Consider the following 19,720-nt stretch of genomic DNA (forward strand, 5'->3'; position numbering starts at 1 on the left):
AAGTTCCTTGTTTTGAGTCCAATTGCTGTGAACAAAACTTCTTTGCTTGTAGATCAGTTATATAGAAGTCACCAAAGCTGGCTTCACCAATGGTTGAGACAAAAATTAGGTAATACTGATCAGGCTGCAGATCTGGTTCAGGACACATTTATTAAACTGCTACAAACGCGTGACGAACTATTCGGCATTAAGGAACCGCGTGCCTATTTAACCTCGATTGCTAAAAACCTGCTCATTGATCAAGTGCGCCGTAAACGCATTGAACAGGCTTATTTAGATGGCTTGAGTCAAATGGAATATATGCTTGATGCGGTGGCTTCACCCGAAGACCAGATGCAAATTATTCAAGCGATTAACCAGCTTTGCAAAGCACTCGAAGGGGTTTCTGAAAAAGCACAGCGAGCTTTTATTTTGCATTACCTCGAAGGCTATACCCATAAAGAAATTGCCGAGCGTTTAAATGTGTCGACCAAAATGATTCAAAAATATTTGGCGAGCTGTTTAATTCAGTGCTACCAAAACCGACAAGACATGGACGCTTACATTTAAATGGCCATGGATAAAAGCAAACATCACCAACTGGTTGAAGAAGCCGCGCATTGGATTGTTCAACTGAGTTCGGATGATGAAAGCTCACGAAAAACCGCCAAACAAAAATTTGAACAGTGGAAAAAAACCAGTGAGCAACACCGCCAAGTGGCTGCCGATATTGAACAGTGTATTGGATCAATTCAAAAACTTTCCCAAACCAGCGGACATAAAAAAGTCACTAAAGTTGCCCTTAAAGCTGGCCTAAGCTCAGGCAAAGCTTATAAACATTTACGTGCAGGAACAGCTTTTGCCGTTGTGTTTGTTGCCATGAGTGGGGCGCTATTTTATTTAACTGACACTACCGTGGCCTATGTGACTGCCGACATTCAAGGACAATCAGGGCAGTGGACCACGCAAACCTTACCAGATGGTTCACGTTTAATTTTACGTGGTAAAAGCGCGGTCAATCTTGATTTTAAAACCAACCAGCGAGTGGTTGAGTTGGTGCAAGGTCAAATTTATGTTGATGTTGCCAAAGATAAGACTAGACCGTTTTTGGTCAAAACCAGTTATGGGCAAATTCAGGCACTCGGCACAGCTTTTAGCGTCAGTTATGACCCTTCGGCAACCGAGCTCAACATGTTGCACTCAAAGGTAAAAGTAGAAGCCACACAGGTTAAAACCATCCAATTGCATGCGACTCGTCAGGCCATTGTTGAAGCAGGGAAAGCCATTAAAATGGACCAAAATGGCGTACAAAAATTGCCTGAACTGAATGTTTATAACGAACAACAAAAATGGCAAAAGCATCAGCTTATGGTAGAAACCCTGCCATTAAATCAAGTGCTACAAGAGCTAGACCGTAACTACAAAGGCAAAATTATTTTTAATGATGCGGCGCTGCAACATGTGCGGGTCAATGCGGTGTTGCCTTTAGACCAAACCACAGAGTCTCTTAAGCTTTTAGCTACGGTTTTTCCAGATCTGAAAATTAAGCAAATCACGCCGTTTGTGGTTATGGTTTCTTTAAAATAATAAAAAATTAAATTTATTTTCGATTTTAGGTTCCACTTTTTTGAAAGTCGTTCGTCATAGTAAGTAGAAGCAATAAATATGGATCATTTTAATTTGTTGTATTGAATGATTCTTATTACGATTTACTGGGGCAGGCAAATGAAAAAAGCAGGAACGGGACAAAAGCGGAATCGATCGATTTTTCGATTCTCAACACTGGCGTTTGCCATACATGCTGTGTCGATGGGTGGGCTTGTTGTGATTCCTATGCAGCAGGCCTATGCAGAAACAGCCAGAGTGAAAAGCTATAACATTCCTGCCGGCCGTCTTGCTAACGTACTCAACCAGTTTGCCGAACAATCGGGTACTTCAATTGCAATGGATGCCCAGCAACTTCAAGGGTTACATAGCCTAGGCTTAAAAGGTAACTTTGCCGTCGAACAAGGTTTTGAGCAGCTTTTAAAAGCAACCGAATTTAATGCTGTAAAAGTTGGGCAGGGCTACACACTCAGCAAAAAATCTACACCACGAGACACTCCCGCTAAGGTTCAGGCCGCTAGCCTGCCGCCAAGTAGTGCCGTAATTGAAGAAGATGCATCGGTACGACTTACGCCAATTGTGGTATACGGCAAAGAAGACCGTGACACAGAAGGCTATAACAAAGTTTATGACGCAAACCGTTCGTCGGTCTATGCGGGCAAAGACTATGTTGAGCGATTTAAAGGAACCACCCCTGCCGATGTTTTACAAGGCATGGTGGGAGTCTATAGCGGCGATGCCCGCAACAGTGGCGCACTCGACCCAAGTGTACGTGGTGTGCAGGGTGTTGGCCGTGTGCCTTTAACCATTGATGGCACCGAGCAGTCGATTGCCGTGTGGCGTGGCTACAACGGGGTAAATAACCGAAACTATATCGACCCCAATCTGATTGCGGGCATTGAAGTCATTAAAGGCCCGTCTTTAGAGCGCAATACCACAACTTCTGTAGGTGGTGGTGTAGTCGTTAAAACGCTAGAGGCCGATGACATTGTTCGTCCGGGTAAGTCTTTTGGTGCCGAGTTAAAAGTAGAAGGCTCAACCAACTCAATCGATCCATCTTTGCCGGACATGAGTAAAGTGGGTCAAAACTACGATGATACAACGCCTTGGATCGACATGAATGGGTCAAAATATGACCCCGATATTTATAAAAAGAACCGTACCAGAAGTGATAACTCTCATTTTTCGGGCGATGACTTAGCGGGCCGACTGGCAATTGCCACCAAGCAAGACAAATTCGATTTACTGGCAGTTTATGCAGTACGTGAGCGCGGCAATTATTTTTCTGGCACACATGGCGCGGGCTACTATAAACGAGCGACGCCAGACAGCAGCCTCGATTTTATTCCTTACTTTGCCTATGCCTATCAGCCGGGCGATGAAGTTCCCAACACTTCAAGTCATATGGAGTCGTGGTTGTTAAAAGGGACCTATCGCCCAACAGATGATCAGACCCTTAAACTGACTTACCGAGATACCAAAAATATTTTTGGTGAAATTATGCCGTCTCGAATTGTTTGGGGTATTACGCCTGACTTGGGTGTTCCGCAGTGGCCTTTAAGCAATATCCACTCTAAAGCTTATAGCCTCGAATATAAATTTAAGCCTGAGAATAATCGCTGGATTGATTTCTATGCCAATATTTGGCAAACCGACACCGAAAGCCAGACATACACACGTGGTGGATGGCCAACCACAATCGATTTTAGAGATAACACCATTATTAATACGGCAATAAGCCATTCTGACAATACGCGTAAGGGTATTACAGTCAGTAATAAAACCCGTTTATTAGACCAGCTTGATTTGACGCTCGGCGGAAGTTTCTTAAAAGAAAAATTAACATCTGACGATGTGTATGGTGAATTTGGCCCAAGTTATTCGCTCTATCAGGCACTGCCACGAGCAGGGCGCCGTGAGGAAAAAACGTTCGACTTTAACTTTAATTATAGACCGCTATCTTGGTTAAGTTTTGATGCGGGCATGCGTTATCGTTCGTATTGGGCTGTTGATGACTTTTTAAATAAGTCTTTGCAAAGCGAGATTGACCCGAGTTTAAATCCGCTATTTACCAAAAAAAGTAGGCTTAAAGAATATACCTTTGAATATCAGACCATGCCTGAGAGTTACACCTCGACTCAGCAGCGTTTAATCAATGTTTTAAAACAGCGCTATGCCACAAAAAATCCTGAGTGGGATGGGCAGCTCGACACTGTACCTGCATCAGAGAGCACGTTGTATAACATGATCTGGTCACAGAAAAATACGCTGAGCTGGAAAGCAGATGCGAATGGACAATTGTCGCTTGCCGATAATCCTTTAAACCAGCTTAATGCCTCTGGACAAAAGTACGTCGTAACTGGTGGGAACTTTATGTCGGTGGTAGACCAAGTTCCGGTTGAGTCTGCCGACAAAGTTAAAGATAGCGGCTGGGCACCGCAGTTAGGTGCCTCAATTCACCTTACGCCAAACAGCAGAATCTATGCACGCTATGCAGAGGAATATCGCTTACCAAGTTTGTTTGAAAGCACTGTCGGTTTTTCTGCCATGTTGCCATATCAAGCAATCAAGCCTGAACACGCTTTTAACTACGAAGTGGGTTATGTCTATGACATGCGCGATTGGTTCAGCACGGCACGCAATGCCGACATTAAGCTCGCCTATTACTACAACAAAACCAAAAATGTGATTGAGCGTGACCAAAACCTTATTTTTACCAATATGGATGAGCAAAAGCTATCAGGTCTAGAGTTACAAAGCCGTTTTGATAATGGCGGTTTCTTCACAGACTTGAGCGTGGCCTATAACTTAAAAAATGAAGTGTGTGACACCAATAGTGCCATTAACAAAATGATTTTAGGCGGCACGGTTCAAACCGAGCAGCGCCTTGAGTTCCGTGAACCGTATCAGCGTTGTGTTGATGATGGTTTTCCAAATGGCTACTTGGTGACTATGGCCACTCCTGAACTGAGTTTTCACGGTTTACTTGGCGCACGCTTTTTTGATGAAAAGTTAGAACTCGGTGCACGTGCAACATTTTATAAAGCTTATGAAAGCCCGCTACGCAAAAACAATGATGCTAGCGTCAATAAAGGCTATTACCTCAATGTGCCTTTGGCTTGGGATGACACGTGGATTTTTGATGCCTATGCACGTTATCAGGTCGATGACTACAACACGGTTGAGTTTGTCGGCAGTAATCTTTCTAACCAGTTTTATATCGATCCTTTAACTCGTAGTGCCATGGCCGCACCCGGCCGAACGATGAAAATTAGTTGGACCACTAAATTTTAAAAAGAATTTGATTCCCTCTATACATACATAAAAGGGGAGTCAGGTAACGGTAAATAATAAGATTGAATGATTATTATTTACAAAAAAGCCGAGTAGGTTTTCAGCTGGGCCTACTCAATAAACTAAAAATAGCGAAATCGTTATTTTAAATTAAACAATAACTTAGTTTTAAAAAGATGGAGTAACAACAAATGAAAATCTCTCAATTGTTCTTGGGTCTCGTTGCTTGTTCAACTGCATTTGCTTATGCAGGAATTGATGGTATTTCGAGTAATGAAAGTAATATCAAAATCGGTGCTGCTGCCAATGCAAGCCATCCGGGTGGTGTAGCAGCGGTGTCGGTTCAAGCTGCGGGTGCGCCATATAACGCTTTTACAGGTTTTAGTTCGTTAAAAGGTTTGGCTCAGGCTTTTGCTGCTCAGGGAACGAGTAACACCAATGTAACGGTTGGCAGCAAAACCTTTAATATTTCGCATATTCCAGTGTCTGCAATGCCACCTTCACACAGTGCATTAGGTAATTTTAACTTTGGTCAGGTGGGCACACAGGAAGTCTATTTTGGTGAATGGTGGAAAGCGGGCGACACGCCGGCAAGCGCGAGCCATACCGTTTACTACGCGGGTGATAACACCAATACTAGTGTTCCAACCGCGGGTACTGCAACCTATACCGTTGCAGGAGTTAACGGCTCTGGAAGCAATCTGTTAAGCGGTACGTTCACCGCAAATTATGGCGCGGGTACACTTGAAGGAACGCTTACAGGAACTGGTACGGCTGTTTCATCATTAAGCCTAGATGGTGTGGCATTTAACCCGGGTACTGCTGCGTTTGCAGGTTTGGCAACGGCTAATGGTACAGCTGGTGTCGACAACTCTGGTGTGGTGCAAGGTCAATTCTTCGGTGCAAATGCTTCGGCTTTAGCGGGTATTGCCCAGTTTGATAACGTGTCTTACAACACTGCATTTGGCGGTGCTAAAAATTAATGAATGCAAAAGGAATCTACATACGTAGGTTCCTTTTGTTTTTTGGGCTTTTGCTTGGTTGCTTCAGGTTTATTGTTTTATGAAACGAACGCTTTTGTGCTGTCTGACATTGTTGAGTTGTCCATTTTTATATGCCGACGAAGACACACAGCTTCGTCTCAATCAAAGCTTGGACCAAACGCTTTTACAAGAACAGCGCCAGTTTCACGAGCAGGGAACCATTCGTAGTACCGAGCAATTACCAAAACTTCAAATTAATGGACAAGAATATAGTGTTGAGCAAAATCCGAATGATCTTGCCAAGGCGTTATATTTGGCAGTCATGCAAAAACAGTGGCTCAAAGCCACGGTTTATTTAGAACATTATAAAAAATATGTTGGCTACGATCGGGCTTTAACCGACTTTGCCGAAGGGGCAGTTGCACGTTCTCAGGGTCAACTGAAATTGGCTGAACAAAAATTTCAAAGCAGCCTAAAACAACAACCTCATAATTTAATTTGTGAACTTGAGTTAGCGCGCGTGCTGTTTGAACAACAGAAGAATAAGGAAGCAGCACTCCTTTTTATTTCCATTCAAGACCAACTGAAACAAAGTGACCCTGCGGTAATCCCGTCTGGTGTTTTAACCACAGTGAATACCTTTGTTCAGGCACTAAAAAAACGAGACTCTTGGCAAGGCTCGGTTTCAGCGGGTTATACCTATGTCAGTAATTTAAATAGTGCGTCTAAACAGACTAAAACTTGGATGTTTTATCAGACAGATAAGGACGGTAATGTTACTGGGGGGCAGGAAGTTACTAGTAAAAAGCAAAAAGCTGAGTCGGCAACGGGATTAGATTACGAAGCCAGTCTTATCAAACGCTATGCCATTGAAGGACATCATGGTGTGGCTTTACGTGCGCTGGCTTTTGGACAGTCCTATAACGACCACGCGACATTTAATGAATCTACCATTAACATTAATGCAGGCTATAGCTACTTTGACTTAAAAAATCAAATAGGGGTGAGTCCACTTTTTGAACATAAACGTTATGGCAATGATGGTCTTTACAATGCGTGGGGTGCGCGTGCCGAGTGGATGCATTTTATCTCGTCAGATAAAGCCTTTAAGCTTGAAGTTGAGAGAAAAGATTTTAATTATCAGAAATATAAAAGCTTTGATGGTATAGAAAATTCAGCTTTTGCTACTTTCTGGAAAATTTTTCCAGACCAATGGACTGTTTTTGGTGGTCTAGATGTAGTTGACCATTCTGCACAAGAAAAATATGTAGCTGCCTACGAACAGCAAGGCGTACGATTAGGCTTAAGCAAATCTTGGAGCACCGGATTTAACACCACTTTGTTAAGTTCTTACCGTTGGCGTCAGTTTGACAAATACGCTGTAAGTTACTTAGCTCGTCGTCATGATTTTGAACAGAACTATACCTTTGTTGTGCAAATGCCGCGCTTTGAGTTTTATGGCATGACGCCTAATTTAACCTATCGTTATAACCAAAATAAAAGCAATGTCGATTGGCTGTATTCCTACGATAAACACAACATTAGTCTCAAGCTTGAGCATCGTTTTTAGGGAATAAGCCATGAAATCAAAATCTTTATTCCCTACACATAAGCCGATGGTTATGTTGCCTTTACCACAAGGGCCGAAGCATTTTTATAAGTGCCTAACCGTAGTGGTGGTGATTGGTCTGCATGTATTTGCTGTCTGGATGCTGGGTCATTTAATTGAACCTTATACTTTTAAAGCAACACCCAAAGTAGATGCCTTAAAAGTAAGTTTTGTGTCATTGGCACCTGCTAAAAAGCCATCGGCTGAAAAGATCGAAAGCCAACCTAAAAAAAGTGTAACGCCTCAATCTACGTTAAGCAGTTCGGTATCTTCAGTACCTGAAGAATCAAAAAACTCGCCTACAAATGTTCAAATATTAGCGTCAAAAACTGCCCCTAAAGAGGTTGTGCAAAATAATTTAAATGACAAACAGCAAGCACAACCAAAAACGACTTTAAACAATTCAGCTTCAATCCAATCAGCGCAGCTTACAGAAAGGCGAGTGGCTCATACCGATAAATCACTCAATTCAACCGCTCTTGAACAAACGCAAACTGAGCAGTTGCCACAAAACACCAATAGCGAAACCAAAAGTGGCGGCGTCAAAACACCCGCAATGCAGCAAGAATATTCCAAAGCACCGAGTACTCAAGTTGAACATGATGATGTTGTTCAGGTGAGTAGCGTGGATATGCTGAGTTTTGGCGGGCTTGACTATGATGACCGCGAGTTAAAACACCAAAATCGTTTGGTTGAGCTTCGTATTCGCATTAATGAAAAAGGGCAGCCCATCAACATCCAATTACGTCAAAGTTCGGGTATTCAAAGCCTTGATGAACGGGTCATGCAAGCTACACGTAAATCCAGATTTAAACCCCACAAAATTAACGGTCGAGCCGTGACTATTGTTGTGGATTTTCCAGTCCAACTCAAACTCAATCGGGGCCGCTAACCGATGAGTAATATCTATTTTGCAGGAGAAAGATGATGAATTCATCTACAGAACAAATCATTAGCAACAGTTTGTCTTTACGTTTGAAACAAGAAACTGCTGCTGAACACGAACGTATGCATCAATTAATGTCAGAGGCAAAGGTGTTTTCAAGTAAAGAAAAATACGCGCAATTTACTTTGTCTCAATATTACTTTCAGCGTGAAATTGAACATCTTTTTGAAAAAGAGGGTGTAGCTGGACTGATTCCGGACTTAGACATTCGTGGCCGCTCAAAACAAGCACTTGCCGATTTAAATGATTTAGGTATTCAACCCAACGGGCAGCAATTACAGAGTGAAAACGTACAGCTACCCGAAGCTTTAGGCTGGATTTATGTGTCTGAAGGTTCAACTTTAGGGGCCGCATTTTTATTTAAAGAAGCTCAAAAGCATTTAGGTTTTTCTGAAACGTTTGCTGCACGTAATTTAGCGGCATATCCCGAAGGGCGCGCGAAAGTCTGGAAACGTTTTGTACAAGCACTGGATGAAGCAGGCTTTGACCAAACCCAGCAAGACCGAGTCGTTCAAGGAGCTTTAGATGCCTTTGGATATTTTGGTCAAGCGCTTGATCAGCTTGATGAATTGAAGTAGTAAAAAGTGGATAAAGGGAATACCCGATATGGATAAACTTAATCAAGTAAATGTCATGGTAAAACATGAGCAGTCGTTAGCACCCGCTCAACCAGTCAGTAAGCTTGCCCGTTCTATGTGGGCACGCTGGGTGTTTATTGGTTTGGCTTGGTTGTGTATTGCGCTTGGCATATTGGGTATTTTTATTCCGGGTTTACCTACCGTTGATTTTATAATTTTGGCGGTTTTCTTTGCGGCTCGAGGGTCTGAAAAACTTCATCAATGGTTTCGAAATCATCGCTATATCGGCCCACTTATTTGTGAGTGGCAAGAACATCGTCGTATTCCCAAAAAGGCAAAATACATCTCGACGTTGAGTATGAGCCTGGCTGCGGGACTGATGATTTGGACCATTCCTCACCCATGGTTTGTCTATCCGGCAATTTTATGTATGGCTGGGGTATTGGCGTGGATGTGGCTTAAAAAATAAAATTATGACTGGCATTTTTGCATGGTACGCATCATGGATTTTACAAAATCACGCGGTATTTCAGGACTTTGTAAACTCAAACTTCCAAGTTTATGCATGAGCTTAGGGGAGTATTGGCGTTCTAAACGATGATAAATGCATGTACAGCTTGCACGGCTATGACCAGCCGCAATACATTTTAGATAGAAATCACGATGAGGACTGTTTTTTTGACCCGCGAAGGCAACAGATACAAATAATAATCCCCCTAAAAAAACTGAAAAATTATAAAGTGACATATATCTACTCGTGATTGTTGTTATTGATTATCCATATTTTGGCATAACTTTTTCAGGTCCAAAACCAGTTGATGTCAACTAGCGGCTTCATCATAGTTAGAACAGTTTTGGAGGTCAAATTGATTTAAGGATGATAACAGTTTAGTGTTTTAAAAATAGTCAATTTTGATTGTTGCCATTTTAAAGACAGTGTTACGACATTACGCACCCTATTTTTTTACATGATTTTTTGTTTTCATAAACGCTTTAGTATTATTCATTTTTAAATCATTTATATACAACTTGCTTACTTTAAAGTTTTAATTTAACAGGATATTTTTTATGACAGATACCCCAATTAAAAAAGACACAGAAAGTACCTGGGCAATATGTCGAGATCCTGTTTTACTCACCATGGTGGGTGGGGCAATTGATACTATTGGCTTTATTGCATTGTTTGGTTTTTTCACCGCGCATGTGACGGGAAACTTAGTGTTGGCAGGGGCAGCATGGGTTAAAGGTGGCTCGGGTTTATGGATTAAGCTCGCAGCAATCCCACTATTTATTTTGACTGTTGTCATTACCAAACTGTTAATTGACCGCAGTCAGGTCAAGCACAAGACGCTGTCTTATTTATTTTTATTTGAAGCTATTTTTCTATGTGCCTTCATGGTGGCAGGACTTTACTTTGAGCCATTTAAAGATCCGGATGCATTAACAGTTGCAGTAACAGGAGGGTTGGGTTTAATTGCTTTGGCTATTCGTAATACTTCAAGCAAAACCCTCATTAAAAATATTAGCCCAAGCACCATGATGACAGGTAACACTACTCAGCTCGGGATTGATATTGCCAACTTACTTAAAAACAATAATGCAGCCAATCGGGCCAGTTTTCTAAAAAGTGCCAGTATTGTAATTGGTTTTGTGATTGGTGCTTTCTTGGGAGCGATCCTCTATGTCTATTTTGATTTCTGGAGTGTAGCGCCGTTTATCTTACCCATTTTGTATTTCTCTTATTTAGCTTCACAGCAAAAGTTCAACCAAGCTTGATTTAAAAAAATAACAAATTAGCCTGAATTAAAATGAGTTCAGGCTTTTTTTTGAAATAAAGGAAGACGAAAGCGGAGTCGAAATTGTTCGTTCACTGCTTTACAGGCATAATGACAAAGTCTTACCATTATTCAATGATAACAATAATGGCTTTGCTCAGTGGTTGTCAGGTCATTCATTTAAAAGAAAGTAATTTAAGCAATGCTTTAAAAAGTAAGAATGAAAGTATTCTGACCGATGGCACCTTAAGCCATCAAACCCAAAACTTACTGTATTTGGTCAAAGAAGATGAAAAAACTTGCCTACAAAATTTTGATGATTGTTTAAATAAGGTTCAGAGCCTGTCCGAAAATAGTAGCCGAGAAGAACGCTATGCTGCGCTGAGTGAAATTTACTTGGCAAAAGCTTTAGATGTCGGGCGTAGTAGCCTGTGTAATGTCATTAATAAAAGTAACAGTTGCGTTGAGCAAGAGTTAGCGCTATTCGATAAAAGCTTACGCTATAGTTATGTCTATTTATTTGACTCTGAAGAGTCGCCGTTCGATCGGGTATTTGACCATCGCCAAAATCAGGTACGTATTTTTTATAACGTCGCCTTATCAAAGCTTATGACCACGTATTTTAATCATTTAAATACACATCGTTTTCCGCCATTGCTGAAAGCAGATGGGCATGAGTACCATGTCAATTTTGACCACGCGTTAGATGTACAAAAAATTGAAGTCGATACTTTTCGCTCCAGCTATAACATGAACTTTTCTGGTTTTAATACCGTCAACCGTAAGGATGGTTTGGGGGCAGAGTTTATTGTTGGGCGTAAAGAAAATGATGTGAATCACGGCTTCATTTTAGACCCCGATAATTTTTATGCTCGCCAAGCCAACCCTAATATTCATTTACCACGCTTCTTTCCAGCCACTGCTATTGCATACCCAAAACAAAAAGCCACAGCCGATCAGGTCATTGCTGGGGCAGAGTTAGAAATTTCAATGTTCGATCCATATCGACAAGACCGTGTAAAAATTGAAGGTGTGGACTATCCACTGACTGCAAACTATTCGGCTCCTTATGGGCTTTGGTTGTCGAAATATAATTTAGGTGCGGCAGGTTATTGGTCTTTAATTAATAAAGAAGCCAATTTAATCATGCCGCATTTATATATGCTGGAGCCCTTTAACCCGAATAAGAAAATTATTGTGTTTGTTCATGGTTTAGCTAGTAGCCCAGAGGCGTGGGTGAGTCTAACCAATGACATTATGGGCGATGCCGAATTAAGGAAAAATTATCAAGTTTGGCAGGTTTTTTATTCAACCAACATGCCAATTTTTGAAAGTCGTTTTCAGATTTATTCTTTGCTGAATCAGGCTTTTCAAAACATTGCCAAAGACAGTTATGCTGCACACGATGCAGTATTAGTTGGGCATAGTATGGGTGGAGTGATTAGCCGTTTACTGGTGAGCAATGCCGATGTTTCAGAGCAAGCCATACAAAAAATGAATGAAGCACAGCTAAACCGTTTAAAAGAAAATCCGGTAATTCAAGAGCGTTTTCAGTTCAAAGCTTTGCCATATTTTAATCGAGTTGTTTTTGTTTCGGCACCACATCATGGTACAGACTACGCTGACCGATGGTTTCCCCAAATTGCCCGCCGTATCATTCGTTTGCCAGCTGATTTTTTTATTGCAGTTGAAATGAGAGACGAGAAAAATACAAAACTCAGAAAAGGTTTAATTGAAAACGGAGCAAGTAATTTAAGTCGCTCTTCTAACTTTATGCAGTTGACTCAAGCCATTCAACCATCGCCACAAGTGGTCTATCACTCAATTATGGGTAATATTAACGGGACAACTGACAAGTTAAAAAGCAGTGATGGAATTGTGCCTTATCAAAGTTCGCATTTAGGTGGGGAGCAGTCGGAGTTGATCATTAAAGGTGGACATTCGATTCAAACTAGCCCTGAGGCAATTTTAGAATTACGCCGTATTTTACGATTGCATTTAAAGCAGTCGCAGCCTTCAAAGTAGAGAGTTTTATTCTTAGAAAACCACTGCTGAACTGGGCCAACAGTGGTTGAAATAATTAATTTAGCTGATTTTGTTTGAGCGATTTTTTATGCTCAAAGTAGCTGATTGAAAAAATAACCAAGCCGACTAAATACAACACACCAGACAACAGCAGTAAGTCTAAACCTGCTGCATAGAGTAACCAAAGCGCATAGATTGAAGCGACACTTGCAATCGTAATATGCGGCATGCGTTTATGGCGAATGGATTCTTTAAGGTAAAAAGCTGACACCAGAAAATAAGGCAGCAAAATCATGACCGATGAAATCAATAAAAGCTGAGTGTAGTTTTTATTGAAAAAATACACGGCAATTAAAGAACCTTGTACCACAAGCGTCGTCAGCCAAAGGGATGAGATTGGTACATTATTTTGATTATTCTTTAAAAATAATTTCGGGAAAGCACCATTTTTTGCAGCTAAAAATGGAATTTCAGTGGCAAATAAAGTCCAACTTAAATAAGAGGATGCAACTGAAATAATCAACCCGATGGTAATAATGATGGTACCCGGCAAGCCGATCAGTTGCTGTAAAATGGTCGCCATTGATGGGTTATGCATGCCTGAAAGCGCTTCACGACTCGCCACACCATAAGCTAATACTGTCACCATCACGTAAAAACTTAATGCCAGCAAAACACCTAAAATAGTTGCTTTACCAATATCATGACGTTTTTTTGCACGCGATGATAAAACTACAGCACCTTCAATACCGGTAAATACCCAAAGAGTAATCAGCATCAGGTCTTTCACTTGCTGCCAAAGTGGAACTTGCAAAGAAAAGTCATTTAAGTTGAGTTTGAACAAATCAAACTTAAAGGCAATAAAGGTAAAGAAGATAAAAACCACCATTGGAATAATTTTGGCAATGGTCGCCAGTAAATTCACAATCGCAGCTTCTTTAATGCCTCGACTCACTAACCAATGCACCATCCACACAAAAATGCTTGAGCCAATCAGTGAGTAGAGCGTATTACCTTCACCAAAAATAATATGGTCTTTGCTGTCGGTAAACATGCCGACGCCTGAAAAGGCAATCACCACATAACCAACAATACCAATGGTAGTACACAACCAATAGCCCCACGCTGAGCAAAACCCGATCAGGTCCCCAAAGCCTTCTCGCGCATAGTTATAAATACCGCCGTCAAGGTCTGGTCGTTGACGCGTTAAATGCAACAATGAGAGGGCCAAGAAAATAATACCGACCCCAGTAATGAGCCATGCGACTAGAAGGGCAGAACCATTGGCAACTTGAGCCATATTTTGGGGGAGGCTAAAGACGCCTGACCCCACCATAGAACTAAAGACCAGCGCTGTAAGAGACAATAATCCGATTTTGGCAGCAGACATGGTATTTATTCTTTAAAAAATTGTGAAAGTTCAGCAATGTGTTCTGGCCCGATACCACAACACCCGCCTACTAAACTTGCACCTGCTTGCTGCCATTGCTTGGCAAACCCAAGATAAGCTGGAGCGTCTAAGTCTTTACGAATTTCATCTAGACCATCGTTGGCAGTAGCGCTTTCATCTTGCGGTGGGAACGCGTTGGCGTAAGCACCAATCTGTACAGACGCAGGAATAAGACCTTTAATTTCATTAATGGCTTGCAAGATCACTTCAGGTTGGCAGCAGTTAAACAACACTGCTTTGGCATTTGATTGTTTGATGAAATCAGCCACTTGCTGCATATTTTCGCCTGAACGCAGTAGGGCTTGTTCTTGTTTAATTTCATCTTGCAGCGTAAATGACACCCAATAGTCTTTACCATCTTGTGGTAATAACGCATGGACTGTTTCGACTTCTTTTAAGCATGATTGGGTTTCTGCTAGCCAAAAATCTACTTCCGGTGCCAATGTTTTAATGATGGGCTCTGCAAGGCTTTTAGCCTGTTCAGGTTGGAACAGGTCGGCACGGTAAGAACCAAATAATGGTGGTAAGCAGCCTGCGATTTTGACATTTTTGCCGCTTTCTTGAACTGCATTTTTTGCTTGTTCAATAGCAACTTTAATTAAACGCACGCCGTCAGTTTCAAAGCGTTCTTGTCCAATATGAAATGGCACAACAGCATAGTTGTTAGTCGTAATGACTTCTGAACCAGCGTTAATAAAATCGAGATGTACTTCTTTTACTGTTTCAGGAGCTTCAATGAGTGCAAGCGCAGACCATTCTGGTTGACGAAATGGAGCGCCACGACGGGCCAATTCACGGCCTAAACCGCCATCTAAAATCTTCATAAATTACAACATAAAGGGAGAAAAATAATTCAGCTAATCTAGCGTGTAGATGAATTGTGTTCAATCGCGAATATGCTCGATATATTTCTAAATAAATTAGATTGTTATGAATATTTTTTCTTAAGAGGATTTCTGTAGACGATGTTCAGTTTTACTGATGAACTTCATGTGAAAAAGATTACGTATTTATTTGAAAATATAGACTAAAAAATAATCTTATAACGCGCCATATTGTTGCCAACTTTCGCCAGTGTGCTGCGTTCTATAATACGCTTTAAGCTGTTCAAGCTGCATAAAGTGTATGCCTGACCAAATTAATAAACTGATGAATATTAAAACTTTAGATAAGCGACGAACTTTTTCTAGGCGAGCAAAAGCTAACAGTACAAAAAATAAGGCAGGTAAAAATATAAAGAATTGAACAGGGGAGAAAAATAAATGAGCAGTACTAAAATATAACGCCACTGCACTCATCAGCACATTTAAAACAGAGCATAGTTTTTGATATTTGCCGAGCTTAAAAGAGTAGGCAGTAATGACAAATAGCAGGGCTGAGCTAACATAAATCGCTGTACCACCAATCATCCACATATAAAACCCGCTCACCAAAAGATAAGCAAGTAGCAAAACAAGCACGAGCTTAAAGCATAATGACAAGAGGTGAGAAGATGAGTTTAAATGGGTCATAGCGAATCTAAATATCTCAAATGAGGGCTTAAAAAACAAAAGGACGAATCGAAATTCATCCTTTTGGTATTTTACTTATATATCGTCAAACTTAGTTTGCTTTTGCAACTGGGGCAGTAGCAGTTTCATCGTTTGCAGCTTTGAACGGAGATGTATAGTTCAAGCCAAGTGTAGAGCTTGTGTACTGACGAACTTTGTCAAGTAACACAGGGTCTTTGCTTAAGTCTTGTTTATAAGAAACCACAATTTCATGAAGCTTCTGGTTCCACTTACCTTCAGTTTGCTGAGGGAAAGCTTTTTCAAGCAAGTTAAGCATGATGTATGGAGAAGTCGAAGCACCCGGAGATGCACCTAACAATGCAGTTACAGCACCATCTTTAGACGCAAAGATTTCTGTACCGAATTGAAGTGTTGCAGGTTTACCCGGTTCTTTTTTGATGATCTGAACACGTTGACCACCTTGGCTTAAACGCCAGTCTTCAGCTTTCGCATCTGGGTAGTACTTACGAAGTTCATTGAGACGATCTTCATCTGACATCATGACTTGGCTCACCAAGTATTTAACAAGATCAAGGTTTTCCAAGCCAACAGTCGTCATTGGTAAAACGTTGTTTTTGTTGGTTGATGCCAGTAAATCAAGCTGAGAACCATTTTTCAGGAACTTGTTTGAATACGTTGCAAATGGCCCAAACAATACATATTTTTTACCGTCGATATAACGTGTATCAATATGTGGTACAGACATTGGAGGCGCACCAAGTTCAGCACGGCCATACACTTTTGCTGTGTGTTCAGCAGTAATTTTTGGATTGTCAGTAATTAAGAACTCACCACCAACAGGGAAGCCAGCATATTGTTTCGCCTCTGGTAAACCAGTAAGTTGCAATAATTTAACTGCTGCACCACCTGCACCGATAAATACAAAACGTGTTTTAACGTGATCTACTTTACCAGTTTTCAAATTTTTGAAAGACACAGTCCAAGTTTTGTCATCATTTTGGCTGATGCCAGTCACTTCAGTTGATGTCTGTAATTTGAAATTCGGGTTTTGATTTAAATGACCTACTAATTGTTTAGTGATTGAACCATAGTTCACGTCAGAGCCAACATCCATACGGGTTGCTGCAACTTTTTGACTAGGGTCTCGGTCATTCATCACTAAAGGTGCCCATTGTTTAATCACAGCTGGGTCTTCAGTAAATTTCATACCTTTGAACAACGGGCTTTGGATCATGGCAGCATAACGTTTTTCTAAGAATTGAACGTTATCGCCCCAAACGAAAGCAATGTGTGGAACTGGATTAATGAATGATTTTGGTTCAGCTAAAACGCCTTGTTTTACCTGATATGACCAGAACTGTTTAGCAACTTCAAATTGAGAAGCAACTTTTTCAGCTTTGGCAATTTCCATCTTACCGTTTTTCTCTTCGGTATAGTTCATTTCCATAAAGCCAGAGTGGCCTGTTCCGGCATTGTTAAAGCCGTTTGAACTTTCTTGAGCAACTTGGTCAAGACGCTCAAACATACGAATTTGCCAGTTTGGTTCAAGCTCAGTGAAATAAGTACCGAGAGTGGCACTCATGATGCCGCCGCCAACAAGAACAGCATCAACAACTGGCTCATCTTTTGCAGTTTCAACTTGTTTTGACGTTGTTGGTCTAAACAAGAATGCAATACCTGCAATTAGAATAAGAATGATTAATACCAGAAGGTATTTCAAAAACTTTTTCATGTAAGGGGGACCTTAAAATAAGTTATTTGAGTCACTTAAGGTGTGAGGAAACCTAGACAGCGTATCCAGACAAAACGGATATAAATGCGAAAGTAAATTCTCAAAATTAGAGAACTTCGAAAAAAATAAAAATTACTTGGGATTATCGCAAACACTCTATATTTTAGACTAATTTTGCATTGACAAGACAATTTTTATAATAAATGGGGTTCATCAAAATCATAAATATGATTTATATTTAATCAAATTGAGCTTTGAAAAGATAATTTAAGCCAAATATTTTTATTTAAATATTTGAAATCAAATTAATAATTTTAATTTGATTAAAGTTAAATCATTTGAAGAATATTTGCCTATAAAAATCGATTAATTTTTATTTCATATCATATTTATGTAAATAAGCTGCTCGTAAGCGCTCATTTTCTGTCATACATTGTTCTTATTAATATTGGTTATATAAAGATTAAATTAAGGGCATATCTCTGCATAAGAAATATGCCCTTTCAGATTTTATGATGCTACATAGAATGGTGCAGTTGAACGTGGTAACGCTTCACGTCCACGAATTTGGTCTGCAATTTTCTCGGCAATCATGATGGTGGTTGCATTTAAGTTACCGGTAATAATGAGCGGCATGATAGAGGCATCGACAACACGTAAACCACGCATACCGTGTACACGACCTTGACCATCTACAACAGCCATTTCATCTTCACCCATCTTGCAGCTACAAGATGGATGGTAAGCTGTTTCTGCATGGTTACGAACAAAGTCATCAAGCTCTGCATCGGTTTGCAAATGTTTGCCCGGACTAATTTCTTCACCACGATATGGGTCAAGTGCAGGTTGCTGCATGATTTCACGAGTAATACGAATTGCATCGCGGAACTCGCGCCAGTCTTGTTCAGTCGACATGTAGTTAAACAAGATACTTGGATGCTCAAACGGATCCTTCGATTTAAGTTTGATACGGCCACGTGAAGGCGAACGCATTGAACCGACGTGAGCTTGGAAACCATGTTCTTTCACTGCATTACTACCGTTGTAGTTAATGGCAACTGGCAAGAAATGGTACTGGATATTTGGCCATGTAAACTCATCCGAACTACGGATAAATCCGCCTGCTTCAAACTGGTTACTTGCACCAATACCTGTACCGTTAAATAACCACTCGGCACCAATCGCAGGTTGATTATACCATTTCAAGGCAGGGTATAAAGAAACGGGTTGTTTACATTTATACTGTAAGTACATTTCTAAATGGTCTTGCAGGTTTTCACCTACTCCCGGCAAATCATGAACCACATCAATGTCCATTGATTTTAAGAAGGTACTTTGACCCACACCTGAACGCTGTAAAATTTGTGGTGACGCAATTGCGCCTGCACACAGTAAGACTTCGCGTTTAACCAATGCGCGTTGCAAGTTGTTTTGGTCAGCACCAATAATGTATTCAACACCAATGGCTTGCTTTTGATTAAACAAGATTTTATTGGTTGTAGCGTGAGTCAGAATGGTCAGGTTTGGACGACCTTTTGCCATATCCAAATAACCACGTGCAGTGCTTGAACGGCGACCTTTTGGGGTAACTGTACGGTCCATTGGACCAAAGCCTTCTTGCTGGTAACCGTTTAAGTCATCAGTACGCGGGTAACCGGCTTGTACACCAGCTTCAACCATGGCATGGAACAACACATTGTTGCCATTTTTAGGAGTAGCAACGGACACAGGACCATTGCCGCCATGGTAGTCATTTTCACCAATGTCACGGGTTTCGGCTTTTTTGTAGTATGGCAAACAGTCGGCATAAGACCAGTTTTCAAGGCCTTTATGTGTTGCCCATTGTTCTAAATCCATTGCATTACCGCGGATATAGCACATGCCGTTAATTAAAGATGAACCACCTAAACCTTTACCACGACCACATTCCATACGACGGTTGTTCATGTGTGGTTCAGGGTCGGTTAAATAAGCCCAGTTATAGCGACGACCTTGAAGAGGGTAGGCCAAAGCTGCCGGCATTTGTGTACGGAAATCCAAGCGATAATCTGGTCCACCCGCTTCTAATAATAAAACGGTGGTATCTTTGTCTTCAGTAAGACGCGCAGCGAGTACATTTCCGGCAGATCCTGCGCCAATAATAATGTAATCATATTCTTTAATATTCATAACTATCCTTTTTTTACTAACAGTTTGCCTGAGCAATCTATAAAGACTGCTCGGCATATGTGAT

Annotated in this window: 16 protein-coding genes; 10 read left to right on the plus strand and 6 right to left on the minus strand. The window is 40.9% G+C overall.

Going from position 1 to position 19,720, the window contains the following annotated elements; all coding sequences use genetic code 11:
• Nucleotides 1–27: 27 nt before the first annotated feature.
• From J690_RS18625 to J690_RS18660, 8 genes are all read left to right on the plus strand, one after another.
• Nucleotides 28–549 carry a sigma-70 family RNA polymerase sigma factor gene (locus tag J690_RS18625; protein ID WP_081405242.1) on the plus strand — a complete coding sequence of 174 codons (522 nt, stop codon included), beginning with the start codon at nt 28–30 and terminating at the stop codon, nt 547–549.
• Nucleotides 550–1,566 (plus strand): FecR family protein, encoded by a 1,017-nt coding sequence (locus J690_RS18630; RefSeq protein ID WP_032037440.1) that lies wholly within the window; start codon nt 550–552, stop codon nt 1,564–1,566.
• Nucleotides 1,567–1,704: 138 nt separating this feature from the next.
• Nucleotides 1,705–4,878, plus strand: a complete 3,174-nt coding sequence (locus tag J690_RS18635) for a hemophilin receptor HphR (RefSeq protein WP_032037441.1) — start codon at nt 1,705–1,707, stop codon at nt 4,876–4,878.
• Nucleotides 4,879–5,069: 191 nt separating this feature from the next.
• Nucleotides 5,070–5,861: a Slam-dependent surface lipoprotein gene (locus J690_RS18640; RefSeq protein WP_032037442.1), complete on the plus strand. Its 792-nt coding sequence runs from the start codon at nt 5,070–5,072 to the stop codon at nt 5,859–5,861.
• Nucleotides 5,862–5,940: 79 nt separating this feature from the next.
• The gene (locus tag J690_RS18645) at nt 5,941–7,431 is read left to right on the plus strand and encodes a hemophilin secretion modulator (protein WP_032037444.1); all 1,491 of its coding nucleotides are present in this window, start codon (nt 5,941–5,943) and stop codon (nt 7,429–7,431) included.
• A gap of 10 nt (nt 7,432–7,441) precedes the next feature.
• Complete coding sequence (locus tag J690_RS18650) at nt 7,442–8,362, plus strand: energy transducer TonB (RefSeq protein WP_032037446.1); 921 nt, start codon at nt 7,442–7,444, stop codon at nt 8,360–8,362.
• A gap of 32 nt (nt 8,363–8,394) precedes the next feature.
• The gene (locus J690_RS18655; RefSeq protein ID WP_002062720.1) at nt 8,395–8,994 is read left to right on the plus strand and encodes a biliverdin-producing heme oxygenase; all 600 of its coding nucleotides are present in this window, start codon (nt 8,395–8,397) and stop codon (nt 8,992–8,994) included.
• A 28-nt stretch (nt 8,995–9,022) separates the two neighbouring features.
• On the plus strand, nt 9,023–9,463 hold the full coding sequence (locus J690_RS18660; RefSeq protein WP_032037447.1) for a YbaN family protein: 441 nt from the start codon (nt 9,023–9,025) through the stop codon (nt 9,461–9,463).
• A 2-nt stretch (nt 9,464–9,465) separates the two neighbouring features.
• Here the strand turns inward: J690_RS18660 and J690_RS18665 are convergent, their stop codons facing one another.
• Nucleotides 9,466–9,741 carry a hypothetical protein gene (locus J690_RS18665; RefSeq protein ID WP_000061143.1) on the minus strand — a complete coding sequence of 92 codons (276 nt, stop codon included), beginning with the start codon at nt 9,739–9,741 and terminating at the stop codon, nt 9,466–9,468.
• A 321-nt stretch (nt 9,742–10,062) separates the two neighbouring features.
• Between J690_RS18665 and J690_RS18670 the strand changes: the two genes are divergently transcribed.
• Nucleotides 10,063–10,770: a YoaK family protein gene (locus J690_RS18670; protein ID WP_014206013.1), complete on the plus strand. Its 708-nt coding sequence runs from the start codon at nt 10,063–10,065 to the stop codon at nt 10,768–10,770.
• A 110-nt stretch (nt 10,771–10,880) separates the two neighbouring features.
• Entirely contained in the window at nt 10,881–12,794 is a 1,914-nt protein-coding gene (locus J690_RS18675) for a lipase family alpha/beta hydrolase (RefSeq protein ID WP_032037449.1), read from the plus strand.
• A gap of 55 nt (nt 12,795–12,849) precedes the next feature.
• Here the strand turns inward: J690_RS18675 and J690_RS18680 are convergent, their stop codons facing one another.
• The 5 genes from J690_RS18680 to betA all read right to left on the minus strand — a co-directional run bounded on the left by J690_RS18680 (nt 12,850) and on the right by betA (nt 19,656).
• Complete coding sequence (locus tag J690_RS18680) at nt 12,850–14,184, minus strand: basic amino acid/polyamine antiporter (RefSeq protein WP_032037450.1); 1,335 nt, start codon at nt 14,182–14,184, stop codon at nt 12,850–12,852.
• A 5-nt stretch (nt 14,185–14,189) separates the two neighbouring features.
• Nucleotides 14,190–15,068, minus strand: a complete 879-nt coding sequence (locus J690_RS18685; protein ID WP_032037451.1) for a homocysteine S-methyltransferase family protein — start codon at nt 15,066–15,068, stop codon at nt 14,190–14,192.
• Between the two features lie 216 nt (nt 15,069–15,284).
• Nucleotides 15,285–15,755, minus strand: a complete 471-nt coding sequence (locus J690_RS18690) for a hypothetical protein (protein WP_016806446.1) — start codon at nt 15,753–15,755, stop codon at nt 15,285–15,287.
• A gap of 91 nt (nt 15,756–15,846) precedes the next feature.
• Nucleotides 15,847–17,487 (minus strand): malate dehydrogenase (quinone), encoded by a 1,641-nt coding sequence (mqo, locus tag J690_RS18695; protein ID WP_002117610.1) that lies wholly within the window; start codon nt 17,485–17,487, stop codon nt 15,847–15,849.
• Between the two features lie 510 nt (nt 17,488–17,997).
• On the minus strand, nt 17,998–19,656 hold the full coding sequence (gene betA, locus J690_RS18700) for a choline dehydrogenase (protein ID WP_017481348.1): 1,659 nt from the start codon (nt 19,654–19,656) through the stop codon (nt 17,998–18,000).
• Between the last annotated feature and the right edge of the window lie 64 nt (nt 19,657–19,720).

The organism is Acinetobacter sp. 742879 (assembly GCF_000588535.1).
GTDB classification, from domain to species: Bacteria; Pseudomonadota; Gammaproteobacteria; order Pseudomonadales; family Moraxellaceae; genus Acinetobacter; species Acinetobacter pittii.

Coding starts and splice junctions, on each gene's coding strand:
- J690_RS18630 (WP_032037440.1), top strand. CDS start 550: ATGGCCATGGATAAAAGCAAACATCACCAACTGGTTGAAGAAGCCGCG.
- J690_RS18635 (WP_032037441.1), top strand. CDS start 1,705: ATGAAAAAAGCAGGAACGGGACAAAAGCGGAATCGATCGATTTTTCGA.
- J690_RS18640 (WP_032037442.1), top strand. CDS start 5,070: ATGAAAATCTCTCAATTGTTCTTGGGTCTCGTTGCTTGTTCAACTGCA.
- J690_RS18645 (WP_032037444.1), top strand. CDS start 5,941: ATGAAACGAACGCTTTTGTGCTGTCTGACATTGTTGAGTTGTCCATTT.
- J690_RS18650 (WP_032037446.1), top strand. CDS start 7,442: ATGAAATCAAAATCTTTATTCCCTACACATAAGCCGATGGTTATGTTG.
- J690_RS18655 (WP_002062720.1), top strand. CDS start 8,395: ATGATGAATTCATCTACAGAACAAATCATTAGCAACAGTTTGTCTTTA.
- J690_RS18660 (WP_032037447.1), top strand. CDS start 9,023: ATGGATAAACTTAATCAAGTAAATGTCATGGTAAAACATGAGCAGTCG.
- J690_RS18665 (WP_000061143.1), bottom strand. CDS start 9,741: ATGTCACTTTATAATTTTTCAGTTTTTTTAGGGGGATTATTATTTGTA.
- J690_RS18670 (WP_014206013.1), top strand. CDS start 10,063: ATGACAGATACCCCAATTAAAAAAGACACAGAAAGTACCTGGGCAATA.
- J690_RS18675 (WP_032037449.1), top strand. CDS start 10,881: ATGACAAAGTCTTACCATTATTCAATGATAACAATAATGGCTTTGCTC.
- J690_RS18680 (WP_032037450.1), bottom strand. CDS start 14,184: ATGTCTGCTGCCAAAATCGGATTATTGTCTCTTACAGCGCTGGTCTTT.
- J690_RS18685 (WP_032037451.1), bottom strand. CDS start 15,068: ATGAAGATTTTAGATGGCGGTTTAGGCCGTGAATTGGCCCGTCGTGGC.
- J690_RS18690 (WP_016806446.1), bottom strand. CDS start 15,755: ATGACCCATTTAAACTCATCTTCTCACCTCTTGTCATTATGCTTTAAG.
- mqo (WP_002117610.1), bottom strand. CDS start 17,487: ATGAAAAAGTTTTTGAAATACCTTCTGGTATTAATCATTCTTATTCTA.
- betA (WP_017481348.1), bottom strand. CDS start 19,656: ATGAATATTAAAGAATATGATTACATTATTATTGGCGCAGGATCTGCC.